Below are 12,316 nucleotides of genomic sequence, written 5' to 3'. Positions count from 1 at the left end.
GAAAAGGGATGTCTGTTTATAACAGCGTGTTTGTATTTTGTTTTGTTCTGTTATTTGTTCTTTAAATTAATCTAATTTTTTTTGAATCACTTCCTTTTTTAGATGAGAAGTAATTCAAAAAAAATCTTTTAAACTTGCTTCTGTTAAAGTAAGAAAAGAGTTACTATGCCTAAGTTTTGCTGGCATCTGATAAAATCCCTTGACTTTTTACATAACAGCCTTTCGACCTTGCTCAAGATAAACTCCGTCGAAGGGTGCCTTTGTCACTTTGTCACTTTAGAGAATGCATCCCCAACTTCTTTTGCACAAAAATCCGATCGGCGAGACTAAACAAAATCAACAAAAACCCAGCGAAGAAAAGCAGGTTGATATTTATCCCCGATAAAATAGGCTGCAGCCAGGTTACCACAGGAGCTAAAGACTCAAACAATTTTAACGATAGCAGTTGATCGACAACAGGTTTTAAATCGATAAAAAAGAACATCGATCCTATACCCAACAGCATCCCCACAAATACTAATACCATCATCCAATAAAAGGAAGTTTTGCTCTCGCTCTCGAAAGGCAATTTTGCCAGCACAGATTCAGAAAAATCTCCGGATAATTGAAAATTGATTTCTTTTTTCAATCCTCCATAGATCTCTCTATACTGCTCTAATTTCGTCCGGCAATATTCGCAAATCTTTAAATGTTCCAGGATTGCCTGGGTTTTATCAGTGAAGTTTCTATCCAGGTAATTCTGGATCTGTTCGTCATTTAAATGCTTCATTGAACTAATTCCTTTTCTTCGTACTTCGACAATAAACTGTCTTTTAATAACTTCCTTGCCCGAAACAAATAACTTTTCACGGTGCCTTCCGGTAAATCCATGATTTTGCCAATTTCTTTGTAGCTCATTTCATCCAAATGATACAGAGTCAGTATAGTGCGAAACTGAACAGGTAAGTTATCGATTTGACCTTGCAAAATACTACCTAACTCACCCTGTTCGGAGAATTCGTCAGGCAAAGTACCATTTCCGGACAGATGATCCAGTGTCACATCTTCAGGAGAAAAATCGTCGAATAAAGGTACTTTCTTTTTTTCCAGGAAGTTAATCGTTGTGTTGAATGCAATTTTCGCGATCCAGGTGGAAAGTTTAGAATTGAATTGGAAATTGGATAAATTTTGGTAAACTTTCACAAATACATCCTGACAAATATCTTCAACATCCGAGTGATTAGAAACCATTTTGTATACAACATGCATCACCAACCGCTGATTCGCTTCTATCAATGCTTTAAAGGCATTTCTGTCGCCGGCTAAACTCTTTTCTATTAATGGCTTCGTATCTAAATTCATTTTCTTCCTCACCAGTATATGACAGAATACTAAAAAAAATGTTGCAATGAAAGAACTTTCTCCTTAAGTTGCAACATTTTTTAAAAAGCCCCTGTCACATGTTTCAACAAAAGGCGCAATAAAATTAATGAAAAATTCATGAAAGGAGTTAACAATGAATGACAATCTCATCCCGATCATCATCGTGCCTGTGGTCTTTTTTTCTTTTGTGGCTATTATTAAGATTATTTCTGATAACTGGCTGCGAAGAAAAATAATAGACAAAGGCCTGGTGAAAGAAGACATCAAGTATTTGGCCAATGTGAGTTCCTCCGGTCAGCCTCTGTCATCCATGAAATGGGGAATGGCGTTGGTTGGTATCGGCTTGGCACTCATGGTGCCTGAAGTTTTTAGCAGCGTTACAGATGAAACGCTGGTTGGTTTGATGTTTATTTTCGCCGGTTTGGCTTTTCTCATCTATTACTTTATCGCAAAAAGCCAAAGCCAAGAAGAGGCAACTTAGGATAAAGAACGATTCCTAAAAGCATTTGCTAGAGGCCATTGAGTGTGTTTTTGCACAATGGCCTTTTTTAACCTGGTTGGAAACATTTATAAACCACTAAAGAACACAAAGAAAATTTACTAACCTGGATAATTCATGAATTAAAGTATTAAGCTTGAAGTTTCAAAAGTGTCATCCCGTCGCGCGACGGGATCTATTTCCATAAAATTAAAAAGCATAATTGTAAGTATAAAATAAAGGGCTAAATAGATCCCTCCTGGATGACAGTGATAAGGTTCATGAATTATCCAGGCTAATTATAAAAGCATTATTTTTTTATCAAAAATAATGATTAAAAGAACCAAAGTTAAAAATACAACTTGGCTTAAAGATTTTTATCCTTCGTGATCTCTGTGTTCTTCGTGGTTATATTTTGCTTTAATTTGTTCATTTTACTGTAACATTTAACACCTCAAAACGTATTCAGTACGATGTTTTTTAATCCTAAAACTAAATTAATGCGTAATTTCAAAAAATTACCCTGAGGGAAATCCAAGGGTAAGGAGGCAAGACCATGAAAAAATCTATATTACCTTTTCTTTTGTTATTGTTTATCTTCTGCGTTCACAATACCAATGCACAAGATCTCCTCGTTGAAATCAACAATATCCGCCCTGAAAAAGTCAGGTATTCCGGATTCGAGTTAAATGAAGACCAGGAGATACAAATCAAAGCAACCGTGTTTTATACCGAGAGCAGAAGAAATCGCAATGTTTTTCTAACAAACGCATGGATTATTGAATCGGATTCAAGAGATATTGTTTGGGAAATGTCTGATTATTTTCCCAAAAGGCGAAGGCATCAAGAAATAGAACTCGATGAAAATGTTAAACTCAAAAAAGGCAAATATGAACTCTATTATTCATCATTTCCTTATTACAGTGATGTACAAATTAATGGCGTAGGTGATTTACTCCATGTTATCTTTGATGGAATTTTTAACCGGGACGATTGGGAAGATGAATATGGAAGGTTCAGTATTAACATTTATGGCAACGGTAAACAATTATCAAAAAACGATATTAATGAATACCTCGACAAAATTAACGAAAATGCGATCATCGCATTAAATTCATTGCGGAATGATCGCTATGAAAAGCAGGGATTTACTCTCGACCGTGAGATGGATTTGCGCGTATACGCGGTAGGAGAAATCCGTGATGACAGCAGTTATGATTACGGTTGGATCATCGATGCCGATAGCCGGGAAAAAGTATGGAAAATGGACTATGACAACACCTACCACGCCGGAGGAGCGGAGAAAAACCGCATGGCAGATGAAGTTATTACCCTGCCAGCCGGGAATTACGCGGTAATATTTGTGACCGACGGTTCACATTCTTATCGGCGCTGGAATTCACCTCCACCCTATGACGCCTTGTTCTGGGGCATCACAATTCATGCTAAAGACCCATCAATGACAAGCTATACGTCAACTTATGATTACGAAGATCCGCCCATGGAAAATGTTATCGTAGAGCTTACCCGAATGCGGGATGATGAATATCAGTCCAAGGGATTTAGTTTGAAAAAAGATATGAATGTTCGTGTTTATGCCCTGGGAGAAGGGAGTGACGGCGACATGGATGATTATGGCTGGATCGAAAATGCCAGAACTCACAAGAAAGTTTGGAAAATGAGATATAGAAATACAGAGCATGCCGGCGGCGCCAGCAAGAATAGACTTTCCGACGAGGTGATTCAGCTTGATAAGGGCAATTACATTGTTTATTATACAACCGACGGTTCACATTCCTATCGTGATTGGAATTCGGCAGCTCCTTTTGATCGCAAAAAGTGGGGAATCACACTAATGGCCATGGACAAAAACTTCGATCCTGGTCAAGTTTCCGAGTATGACGAAGACGAGTATGCCGGAGATGTTCTGGTGAAAATCGATCAGGTTAGGGACGATGAATATGAACGGCAAAGATTTTCTCTTGACCAGGATAGTGAAATTCACATCTATGCCGTTGGTGAAGGCAGCGGCGGTAGTATGCATGATTACGGCTGGATTGAGAATGCTGAGACCGGGAAAATCGTTTGGGAAATGACTTACAGGAAAACCGAACATGCCGGAGGAGCCAGTAAAAATCGCATGTTCAATGATACAATTTTCCTCAAAAAGGGAGATTATACTGTTTATTACGAAACCGATGGTTCCCATTCATATCGCGATTGGAATTCCAGGCCGCCGCATCATCCCAAGGGCTGGGGTATTACGTTGAATTTGGTGAAAGAATAAAACCTCTTATATACTTTTCATTGTTGAAATGAAAAAAGCCCGGTAAACTGAAAGTCTACCGGGCTTTTGGTTTTAATTAAAGTGACAAACCTCACCGCATTAAAACCATCTTCCTGGTTTGTGTGAAAACATTTGAATCCAAACGATAGAAGTACACGCCATTTGCAACCTGGTTGCCATTTTGATCCAGCCCATTCCACAAAATCTTATACTGGCCGGCTGACTTTACGTCATTTACCAGAATTCGCATGACTTGCCCCAATTGGTTATAAATGGTTAGCTTGGTTTGGCCGGATTGGGGAATCTGATAGCTTATAACCGTTTCCGGATTGAAGGGATTAGGGTAGTTCTGTTCCAAATTATATTTAGATGGAATTCCAGTTATATCCGAATTTTCTTCCACATCCGTGACAATGTTGCACGTTTCTGCATCAATGAATAATTCCAATGATGCAAAATCTACAGGTGAAAAATAAGAAATTTTCCACACAGCTACCGCTGAATCTCCTGGAAGTTGACCCCGGGACAAGGTAGCATTTACAAGAGTGTTTGGATGAACGTTGCGGAAATCTTCACTATTTTGTTCGGCTAATGTTAATGCTTCCGTACTGTTACAGAAATTGGCAGGCAATGCATCCAATGAGTTCGCGTTATCTTTTGATGCTGATTCTGCCATAGCTACAGAGCCTGAGGCCATTGTGAAAGTCCGAATTGAATCTTTGCTGGCAGCATAGTAAGAAAATGACCAAAATGTAGAAAATCCATCGGGAGTTAAATCAAGAAATGAATTTCCCACAAAAATAAGGACAGCATCTGATGCCCAATTTAGAGCTTCATTATTGGCGGCATCTAAATTGTCAATTGCTGTGGTTGGAAAAACAGGCCCAGTTCCTTGGCCAAAATCTATTGTTGCTCCCGTGAGTGCATCAACCCCAATCCCAAAGAATTGATTAGTAGAATCTGAATAAAATGAAAAAAACCAAACAGCAACAGTGTCTGTATCTGCGCTAACTTTTTTAAAATAATTAAGATAATTCGGATCTTTATATTGGGAATTACTCCGCCAATTTCGAGAATTTTTTAACATTCCTGGATCAGACAAAGGTAAATTGAACAAACCAACGCTAATCTCAAGATCCGGATTGGAGCTAACAAACTCGCTGCCGCCATTCGCCCATGCCGAATCCGCCGCTAAATCAGAGTCAATCCAATTATCTGGTAAAGGAGTATTAAAAATAGATTGCAGGCCGTCATCTCCATCATCTCCAAACACAAATGGATCCAGAAAAAACAAATCTACGAAAGATACGACACTAAAAAGACTATCCTCATTCGCACTGTAATATAAGTAATTCCAGATTGGCGCCAAACCGTCCCCATTGGGTGAGAGATCCCCTCCAAAGACAGCGGTTAATACGGCGTCGGCGGCTTGGGTTTTCGCAAGGGTTTCAGAAGTAGCAGAGTTTTCACCAGCGGTTGCCGTTTGAATGATATTTATATCTATGTCTATATTACTTATAGTGGCTCCATCTCCAACTGTAATGAAATCGGCAACTTTATCCGAGTTCGAATCATATCCGCCAAAAGCATCGTTTATCAATTCAAGTTCGCCGTCCATATTGACATCCTTAAACGCCAATACCACATATTCCCCGGCTGGAACATAATTAATAGTAAAACCTCCCGTCCCTAAAGTTGTGAAATGCCCCAAATTAAATGATCCAATCGGCACGACTCCTCCCGCTAAAATCCCTCCATCATCGTCTGAGAAAGGAGCCTGCTGAAAAAGAGCAATTGCCGTCCCACTCGCATCACCGCCCGTATAATTTATGGTTCCGGATACAGTGGCCGTTGGGAGGCTGTTGCCAGTAGTAAATGTTATAGCATAGGGCCTATCTAATCCTTCTCCAGCGCTACTTCTGGCGCCGGACAAAAAGAGAAAGAATCTTGTGTCTGTTATCAGGGGCATATTTACGAGAGTTATGGTTTTTAAATCAACGCTTATTATAATATTTTCAGGCGTTCCTGCGGAATCCGGATATAATTCTAAAGCCAAAAATGGAAGGAAATCCGGCCCTTCTTCAAACCTGGCTGTGGTATCCAATGCTTCGCTAAATGTGAAAGTAAAAGTGGCGACAGTACCTACGTTGGTTTCTCCATCAGATGGTGTTGATGAAACCAAACTTAATTGGGTCATACCGGGATTTGTAAAACCAAACAATCCCATAATCACAGCAAATATAAAAATCGATCGTTTGGTAGACCTTATATTTCTCACCATAAATACCTCCAAAATACTATTAAATTAACTCAACCCAAAACTATTCATTTTCTATGCAATTATTAAATAAAGTTAAAAATGTTGAGTGATAAAACTGGTTTTGAGCACCAGATAAAATTAAAATACAGCAGCGGTAAATCCCAATCCAGGGAATAAGTTGGATTTGTGTTTATTAAAAATATTTAATAACTGCAAAATATTTAAGAAAAATACAGTGAAAAATGGCTTGATTTTGAATTGGAAACCCATATAGTTTTAATGAGTACATTGCAATGAAATCTCTTAATCGACGGAACCAGATTATTGTTTCGACCGAAATAAGAAAACTATACCTCACTCTCCTTTACTCATGATTGGGATTAAACTAAATGCAATACGATTTTGACATTATTATCGTCGGCGGCGGTCCCGCAGGAGCAACCTGTGCACTATATGCGCATCGAGCCGGATTAAAAGTATTGTTGGTCGATAAGAAAAAATTCCCGCGTGATAAAATCTGCGGTGATGCCATACCAGGTAAATGCTTAACCATTTTAGAAGAACTTGGTTTAGTCAAACCATTTAAAGCAAAGCCTAAGTCCAGCATGTATGGTGTTACTCTCTCGTCCCCAAACGGGAATATAGCCGAAATAAAATGCTCAAATTCAAACAACGGTATGATTGGCCATGTTTGTCGCAGGACAGATTTCGATGATGTTATATTTCAAGCTGCTAAAGAAAAAGTCACCACGAAAGAAAACTTTTCCGTAACGGATGTCCTGCAGCAAAATGGCCAGGTTAATGGAATTGTGGGGGCTGCAAATAATCAAAGCAGTTACGAAACCTATTCTGCCCGGGTGGTTATAGGGGCGGATGGTTTTAAATCTATTATTTCACGCAAAACCGATTTATGGGAACATGACCTGGATCATTGGGTTGTTGCAACCCGGAGCTATTACCAGGGAATAAAGGGCATTGATTCATCATTCGAAGTTCATTTGCTTAAGGATTATGTGCCTGGTTATTTCTGGATTTTTCCTCTTGCAGACGGCACGGCCAATGTAGGATTAGGAATGCTCCACTCAGAGCTTAAGACCAGGAAAATCAATTTAAAAGAAGCCCATATTCAAATTACAAAATCATCTATTCTAAGTGAGCGATTTAGCGACGCCCGGTTAATAGGCGATATAGACGGTTCAAATTTACCATTGGGCAGCAAAATCCGAAAGGCTTTTGGAGATGGATTTATACTGCTAGGCGATGCTGCGGGACTCATCGATCCATTTACCGGAGAAGGGATCGGGAATGCCATGCATTCGGGGAAAATAGCGGCTGAAGTTTTAGCCGATGTATGCAAAGGAGAGGATTACAGTGCATCACAACTTCAAGTTTATCAAGATCGGGTCTGGCAGGAGATGGGTGATACCATGCGTTTGAGTTATAAATTGCAGCGACTTCTCAAATATGACCTCTTGTTAAATCTTTTACTAAGGCGTTGTAACAAAAGTAAATATTTTGCAGATTGGATAGCCGATATGCTGGTAGGTCAAACATCAAAGCAAGATTTTTTAACCCCAAAAACAATTTGGCGTTTATTTTTTGCTTGAAACGAGAATTAAGGAATTCCATGCCAAAATATCCATTTATCCCATTGCCTTCTTATAAGGAATATCCCCCGGAAGAAATGAAAAAACGTGCGGCTGATTTTTATCGAAATTTAGAAAAACGGCGGACGGTTCGTGATTTCTCCGACCGACCTGTTGCAAGAGAAGTAATCGAGCAATGCTTGCTTGCAGCAGGAACAGCTCCTAATGGCGCCAACAGGCAGCCATGGCATTTTGTCGTTGTGAGTAATCCGGATATCAAGAAGGTAATTAGAGAAGAGGCAGAAAAGGAGGAGCACGAGTTTTACACCAAACGTGCGCCAAATGAATGGCTGGAAGCATTGGCCCCGCTTGGCACCACGGCAGAAAAACCGTTCCTGGAAACCGCGCCCTACCTTATTGTCATTTTTGCACAGAGTTACGAATTGACGGAGGATGGCGGGAAAATTAAAAATTACTATGCTTCGGAATCCGTCGGAATTGCAACCGGCATCCTGATTACTGCGGTTCATAACGCCGGCCTTGTAAGCCTTACCCACACTCCCAGTCCTATGGCATTTCTCAACAAAATTCTAAAAAGACCTTTAAACGAACGGCCCTATTTGGTTTTGGTCGTTGGCTACCCTGAACAAAATGCGACTGTTCCAGATATCTCTAAAAAAGATTTAAAAGATATAGCAACGTTTGAAGAGTAAATAAGCCTTCGGAGCTGGTTATTAGAACCAAATGTGAAGATTCAGTTTCATTTTTCAAACGTTTTGTTTATATTGCAGTGAACAAAACTCATTGGAGATAAAAGATATGTCGAACCTTTCAACTATTACTCTATCCGAATTAAAATCACTGTTTCGTTCTCTTAAACTTCCGGCTGACACCAAGCTATCCGTTACCTTTGAAGACGAACAAGCAAATGCGGAGATACTGAAAAGGAAAACAACGATTTCAGTAATGAAAAAACTTAAAGGTTCCGGAAATGGAAATCTTGTTTCTGTTCTTCTAGAGGAAAGGCAGAAAGACAAACTAGAATGAAGAACTATATTCTGGACACATCCGCAATACTAACTTTCATTGAGAACGAAGCTGGCGTTGAAGATGTAGAAAAACTCCTTCTTGATGCCGTCGAAAGCAAAATTCAGATATTTATTTCCGTAATCAGTACTATCGAACTTTACTATATCTCCCTCCGAGAACAAGGAAAAAAGACTGCATCTAATCGATGGTCTTCCAATAAAACAGCAGCCTCTACAACCAGATATGGCGAAAATAATAGGAGAGATTAAAGCAAGCAAATCAATGTCGTTCGCAGACTGTTGTATCGCTGGATTGGCACAAATACATAAAGCAATTATCGTGCATAAAGATCCTGAATTTGAACAATTAAAGGACGAGATAAAACAGCATCGGCTACCATATAAGGATGTGTAGAAAACTTGCGTTCACACGACAAGCTATTTAAAAATAAAATGCTTGATTCTATTTTTCTTTATTCTTGGTTCAGTAGGCATTTACTATTATTATTTACCGCCTTCCGAAAAAAGTATTGTCCAAAACATCACAATCGATACGGATGTGATTCTTACGACGGGAGAATTCAGCGATCCCGAACTGGTTAAGATCGATCCGGTTAAAAGCGAACAATACGTTGGCAAGCGAGAAAAAAACTGCAAGGGACACAAATCATGTTAACCCTATTTCTAAATACAGTAAAGTTCTTAGACAGCTTGAAAAGAACAGAATTAGAATCAAGTAGAAATAATATGAAAACAAACAATTAACCTTGCCTTACGCAAAAGGACAATTGTGCTCATGACTGAAAACGACGGCTTACGAAGAGAAATTGGAGTTTGGGGTTTGGCTTCAAACTCCATAAACATTATCATTGGGGCAGGTATATTTGTCCTGCCGGCAATTGTTGCGGCAAGATTAGGAGCAGCCAGTATTCTGGCATACCTGATATGTGGTGTTCTCATTATGCTAATTATGCTTTGCTTCGCAGAAATCGGTAGTAAGATTACCATTACAGGCGGCGCCTATTCCTATATAGAAGTTGCTTTTGGCAAATATGCAGGTTTTATTACCACGAACATTTTTATTGTTGCTGCAATCATGGCCAATGCGGCTGTTGCAAATGCTTTGGCCGATACGATATCTTATTTCATTCCGGTTTTTAAAACGCAATGGATAAGAGTGCTGTTTTTTATAACTATGTTCACAGGTCTTGCTTATTTAAATGTCCGGGGAATTAAAAAAGGAATGCTGCTGGTAAAATTTAATACCATCGCCAAACTGACACCCCTGCTTTTCATTGCCCTTTTTGGCTGGATTTGGTTCTCGCCTTCGAATCTCACCTGGACAGTGACTCCTTCTTTACTGGACCTCGGCGAAGTGTCTCTCATCCTGATTTTTGCATTTATCGGAGCCGAAACAAGTTTGAATGTCAGTGGGGAGATTAAAAATCCTAAAAAGACCATTCCCAAAGGAATTATGCTAAGTATGCTCATTGTCGTCACCTTATATATGCTTATCCAGGTTTCAGCACAAGGAGTGTTGGGTGGGTCATTAGCCGATTTTAAGGATGCCCCCCTGGCGGAAGTTGGTAAAAATATGATCGGCCCAATTGGAGCAACGCTTGTCATTTTTGGAGCATTCTTTTCTATGTTCGGGAATCTAAGCGGCATGGTTCTGAACATGCCCAGAATCTTATTCGCAGCAGCACGAGATAATGTTATCCCTGTAAAAAATCTTGCAAAAATCCATTCCAGTTATTCAACACCGCATGTTGCAATTATTGGCTATGCGACACTTGCATGCTTTTTTGCGTGCACAGGTGAGTTTAAGCAGCTTGCGATCTTAGCAAGTGCCTCTTATTTGCTGATTTACCTCGGTGTCGTTCTTGCAGTGATCAAATACAGAGTAACCAAACAAGATGAAGCGGGAGGCTTCAAAATTCCGGGAGGATATGCCGTACCGGTTTTTTCAACGGCTGCAATTCTCTGGTTTCTGTCGAATTTACCAGCCAACGAGCTCACTGCAATGTTGATTTTTCTTGTCCTATTAAGTTTGATCTATTTAGTAACTAATTTTTTGAGAAAGAAAAGCGCCTAGCGGTTTTGCTAAAGCGGTTTAAAGGAGTTGGCCAATGAAATATCTAACGAAATCCGATTTTGACATCGCTCGTGAAAATGCACATCGCTATATTCACCGCACGCCGGTTATGCATTCTACCACCTTAAGTGAGATCACCGGCGCGGATGTTTATTTGAAAGCTGAAATGTTTCAGAAGGCCGGATCCTATAAAGTACGAGGCCCCCTTAATGTGCTTGCCCACATGTCCCAGGAAGCCAAAGACCGCGGGCTAATTTGTTCATCGGCAGGCAACCATGCTCAAGGTGTGGCGCGTGCTGCGAGAGAATTTGGCGTTAAAGCGACTGTGGTGATGGCTCATGGAGCTCCCGAAGCCAAAATAAGCGCTACCCGTGCTTATGGCGCCGAAGTGGTGCTGCACGGCAAAATTTGGGATGATGCCTATGCTCATTCTCTGGAACTGCAGAAAGAACATAACCTGACCTATATTCATCCGTTCGACGATCCTTTGCTGGTAGCTGGCCAGGGCGGCGTCGGCTATGAAACAATCGAAGATGTGCCCGACCTTGATATGCTCATTGTGCCCATAGGCGGAGGCGGTCTGATTTCAGGTTGTGCGCAAATCGTTAAATTAATCAACCCGAAAGTAAAAGTTATCGGTGTAGAAATGGCGCATGCACCGGCGATGAAACGCAGTATCGAAGCAGGGCGAATTATAACACTCGATGAAATCCCTATCATTATCGATGGTCTTACCGTCAAAACAGTCGGTAAATATAATTTCGAAATCTGTAAGGTTTTTGTGGATGAAATTGTTGCCGTAGATGAAAGAAAGATTTTCGATGCTATTCCCTGGATTATGGAAAGATGCAAGCTGGTGGCAGAGGGCGCTGCCGCTTCTACCGTAGCCGCTTTGTTGACTGAAGATATCAAGCCGCCTGCCGGCAGCAAAGTCGCTTGTGTTCTTAGTGGTGGTAATCTGAATTTATCTGCGCTGCAAAATATGACGTGGAATTGAGGATGAAATGTTAATTACAGCCATTCACAATGCCGGACTGGTAAGCCTTACTCACACCCCCAAGTCCTATGGCATTCCTCAACAAAATTCTAAAAAGACCCTCAAACGAACGGCCTTATTTGATTTTGGTTGTTGGCTATCCTTAACAAAATGCGACTGTGCCGGAAATTTCTAAAAAGGATATAAGAGATATAGCTACGTTTGAAAAGTAGGTAACCCTCTG

Annotated in this window: 13 protein-coding genes; 10 read left to right on the top strand and 3 right to left on the bottom strand. The window is 40.2% G+C overall.

Annotated elements, in window-relative coordinates:
- Positions 1-271: 271 nt before the first annotated feature.
- Positions 272-769, bottom strand: a complete 498-nt coding sequence (locus IIC38_17615) for a hypothetical protein (protein ID MCH8127749.1) — start codon at positions 767-769, stop codon at positions 272-274.
- Positions 766-1,341, bottom strand: coding sequence for a sigma-70 family RNA polymerase sigma factor (locus tag IIC38_17610; GenBank protein ID MCH8127748.1), 576 nt, complete (start codon positions 1,339-1,341; stop codon positions 766-768). Before IIC38_17610 ends, IIC38_17615 begins: the two co-directional genes overlap by 4 nt.
- 154 nt (positions 1,342-1,495) lie before the next feature.
- Between IIC38_17610 and IIC38_17605 the strand changes: the two genes are divergently transcribed.
- Both IIC38_17605 and IIC38_17600 read left to right on the top strand, forming a co-directional pair.
- Positions 1,496-1,843, top strand: coding sequence for a hypothetical protein (locus IIC38_17605; GenBank protein MCH8127747.1), 348 nt, complete (start codon positions 1,496-1,498; stop codon positions 1,841-1,843).
- A 553-nt stretch (positions 1,844-2,396) separates the two neighbouring features.
- Positions 2,397-4,127, top strand: a complete 1,731-nt coding sequence (locus IIC38_17600) for a hypothetical protein (protein ID MCH8127746.1) — start codon at positions 2,397-2,399, stop codon at positions 4,125-4,127.
- A gap of 91 nt (positions 4,128-4,218) precedes the next feature.
- On the opposite strand, the gene IIC38_17595 is transcribed toward IIC38_17600, so the two are convergent.
- On the bottom strand, positions 4,219-6,408 hold the full coding sequence (locus tag IIC38_17595) for a T9SS type A sorting domain-containing protein (GenBank protein MCH8127745.1): 2,190 nt from the start codon (positions 6,406-6,408) through the stop codon (positions 4,219-4,221).
- A gap of 368 nt (positions 6,409-6,776) precedes the next feature.
- On the opposite strand from IIC38_17595, the gene IIC38_17590 reads away from it, so the two are divergent.
- From IIC38_17590 to ilvA, 8 genes are all read left to right on the top strand, one after another.
- On the top strand, positions 6,777-7,994 hold the full coding sequence (locus IIC38_17590; protein ID MCH8127744.1) for a geranylgeranyl reductase family protein: 1,218 nt from the start codon (positions 6,777-6,779) through the stop codon (positions 7,992-7,994).
- A 20-nt stretch (positions 7,995-8,014) separates the two neighbouring features.
- Entirely contained in the window at positions 8,015-8,686 is a 672-nt protein-coding gene (locus tag IIC38_17585; GenBank protein ID MCH8127743.1) for a nitroreductase family protein, read from the top strand.
- A 106-nt stretch (positions 8,687-8,792) separates the two neighbouring features.
- The gene (locus IIC38_17580; protein MCH8127742.1) at positions 8,793-9,020 is read left to right on the top strand and encodes a hypothetical protein; all 228 of its coding nucleotides are present in this window, start codon (positions 8,793-8,795) and stop codon (positions 9,018-9,020) included.
- On the top strand, positions 9,017-9,271 hold the full coding sequence (locus IIC38_17575; protein MCH8127741.1) for a PIN domain-containing protein: 255 nt from the start codon (positions 9,017-9,019) through the stop codon (positions 9,269-9,271). The genes IIC38_17580 and IIC38_17575 overlap by 4 nt, the downstream gene beginning before the upstream one ends.
- Positions 9,165-9,416, top strand: a complete 252-nt coding sequence (locus tag IIC38_17570; protein MCH8127740.1) for a PIN domain-containing protein — start codon at positions 9,165-9,167, stop codon at positions 9,414-9,416. Before IIC38_17575 ends, IIC38_17570 begins: the two co-directional genes overlap by 107 nt.
- Before the next feature lie 42 nt (positions 9,417-9,458).
- Positions 9,459-9,677 (top strand): hypothetical protein, encoded by a 219-nt coding sequence (locus tag IIC38_17565; GenBank protein MCH8127739.1) that lies wholly within the window; start codon positions 9,459-9,461, stop codon positions 9,675-9,677.
- 120 nt (positions 9,678-9,797) lie between these two features.
- Positions 9,798-11,096, top strand: a complete 1,299-nt coding sequence (locus IIC38_17560) for an amino acid permease (GenBank protein MCH8127738.1) — start codon at positions 9,798-9,800, stop codon at positions 11,094-11,096.
- Positions 11,097-11,130: 34 nt separating this feature from the next.
- Positions 11,131-12,093: a threonine ammonia-lyase gene (ilvA, locus tag IIC38_17555; GenBank protein MCH8127737.1), complete on the top strand. Its 963-nt coding sequence runs from the start codon at positions 11,131-11,133 to the stop codon at positions 12,091-12,093.
- The last annotated feature ends 223 nt before the right edge of the window (positions 12,094-12,316 follow it).

Source organism: candidate division KSB1 bacterium, assembly GCA_022566355.1.
In the GTDB taxonomy this organism is placed as follows: Bacteria; Zhuqueibacterota; JdFR-76; order JdFR-76; family DREG01; genus JADFJB01.
The sequence above is the reverse complement of the archived record's forward strand: the minus strand, read 5'-3'. Positions and strand labels throughout refer to the sequence as shown.

Excerpts from the sequence above, each read along its gene's own strand:
- IIC38_17615 (MCH8127749.1), bottom strand. The coding sequence starts at position 769 with ATGAAGCATTTAAATGACGAACAGATCCAGAATTACCTGGATAGAAAC.
- IIC38_17610 (MCH8127748.1), bottom strand. The coding sequence starts at position 1,341 with ATGAATTTAGATACGAAGCCATTAATAGAAAAGAGTTTAGCCGGCGAC.
- IIC38_17605 (MCH8127747.1), top strand. The coding sequence starts at position 1,496 with ATGAATGACAATCTCATCCCGATCATCATCGTGCCTGTGGTCTTTTTT.
- IIC38_17600 (MCH8127746.1), top strand. The coding sequence starts at position 2,397 with ATGAAAAAATCTATATTACCTTTTCTTTTGTTATTGTTTATCTTCTGC.
- IIC38_17595 (MCH8127745.1), bottom strand. The coding sequence starts at position 6,408 with ATGGTGAGAAATATAAGGTCTACCAAACGATCGATTTTTATATTTGCT.
- IIC38_17590 (MCH8127744.1), top strand. The coding sequence starts at position 6,777 with ATGCAATACGATTTTGACATTATTATCGTCGGCGGCGGTCCCGCAGGA.
- IIC38_17585 (MCH8127743.1), top strand. The coding sequence starts at position 8,015 with ATGCCAAAATATCCATTTATCCCATTGCCTTCTTATAAGGAATATCCC.
- IIC38_17580 (MCH8127742.1), top strand. The coding sequence starts at position 8,793 with ATGTCGAACCTTTCAACTATTACTCTATCCGAATTAAAATCACTGTTT.
- IIC38_17575 (MCH8127741.1), top strand. The coding sequence starts at position 9,017 with ATGAAGAACTATATTCTGGACACATCCGCAATACTAACTTTCATTGAG.
- IIC38_17560 (MCH8127738.1), top strand. The coding sequence starts at position 9,798 with ATGACTGAAAACGACGGCTTACGAAGAGAAATTGGAGTTTGGGGTTTG.
- ilvA (MCH8127737.1), top strand. The coding sequence starts at position 11,131 with ATGAAATATCTAACGAAATCCGATTTTGACATCGCTCGTGAAAATGCA.